This window comes from Bradyrhizobium sp. KZN70725 (assembly GCF_055264925.1).
Genome location: NZ_JBUYWT010000184.1, coordinates 1 through 885, shown reverse-complemented (window position 1 = coordinate 885; position 885 = coordinate 1). Strand labels below are relative to the sequence as shown.

Annotated in this window: 1 pseudogene; it reads left to right on the top strand. The window is 63.2% G+C overall.

The features are described 5' to 3' along the window. Nucleotides 1-181 precede the first annotated feature (181 nt). Nucleotides 182-885 (top strand): annotated as a pseudogene (locus ACZBJS_RS42600) (IS4 family transposase); the annotation flags it as partial.

The window sequence follows — 885 nt, the reverse complement described above, 5'->3', positions numbered from 1 at the left end:
CAGCAAGAAGTGGCGTCTCTGCAGCATGTTGTATGATTCTCTCACTGGCGCTTTGATTCGAAGGAGCGCCAGCGATGCAGCCGGATTTGTCTTTGGGTGAGTTCGGGGACGTTCGTCTCGACAAAAGGGGGCGACGCTTCTCCGGGCTATGCTTTGCACGCGCAGCGTCTGCTTGCGCCAGATGGCCCGGGGCGATTGGGCTGCCAATATGGCGTTCTGGCGGTTTGTGAACAACCCCCAAGTCACGATCGATAAATTGATTGAGGGCTGGAGCGCGCAGACGCGGACTGCGGTCAGCGGGCGTCATGTGCTGGCGATCCAGGATACGAGCGAGGTCAAGTTCCAGACCCAGGCGGGACGGCGGCGCGGGCTGGGCAAAGTCGGCAAGGGCAATGCTCGCGGCGTGCTGTTGCATGCGATGATGGCGGTGGATGCCGACAGCGGGGTCTGTCTTGGCCTTACTGGCGGCAACGTTTGGACGCGCAAAGGCAAGGTAAAAATCCCGCATGAGCGGCGCGCCTTGGCCGACAAGGAGTCGGCGCGCTGGGTGACGGCCGCCGAGCAAGGCCGCGACGTCCTGGCAGATGCCCGCATGATCACCGTCGTCAACGACCGCGAGGGGGATTTCTTTGCTCACTGGGCGCTGACGCCAGCCGAGAATGTCCATCTTCTGTCGCGTGCCATGCACGACCATGCGCTGGTCGATGGCGACACACTTTATCAGGCGGTCGAGCGGAGCCGCTTCTGCGACAACGCGGTGATCGATCTGCCGCAGCGAATGGATCGGCGCGGCCGGCAGGCCCATCTCTCGATGCGCTTCGGAACCGTCGTGCTCAAGCGGCCGCAGAGGCCCGGCGTCACCGACTTGGCGGAGGGCATCAAACT